The following is a 249-nucleotide window of genomic DNA, read 5'->3' on the forward strand; positions in this document are numbered from 1 at the left end:
CAAGCAGAAGGTCGGCACGAGCGCCTTCGCCGATGCCGTGATCGAACGGCTGGGCCAGTCGCCGTCCACCCTGCCCAAGGCCGTTTACAACAAGGACACCCCGCCGCCGGCGGTGCCGACGGCTGTGCGCCACGCGCCTGCGAACAAGAAGCTGGTCGGCGTCGACGTGTTCGTGCATTCGACCGAGGCGCCGGATGACGTCGCCGCCAAACTGGCGCCCGGCAACAGCGACGATATCGAGCTGGCGAT

The 249-nt window shown here is 67.9% G+C and carries 1 protein-coding gene; it reads left to right on the plus strand.

Translation table 11 applies throughout. The features are described from left to right. Positions 1-249, plus strand: a 249-nt coding sequence (locus R0J92_RS25275) for a hypothetical protein (protein ID WP_411053712.1), incomplete at both ends; no start/stop codon positions are given.

This window comes from Tritonibacter sp. SIMBA_163 (genome assembly GCF_046535935.1).
GTDB classification, from domain to species: domain Bacteria; phylum Pseudomonadota; class Alphaproteobacteria; order Rhodobacterales; family Rhodobacteraceae; genus Epibacterium; species Epibacterium scottomollicae.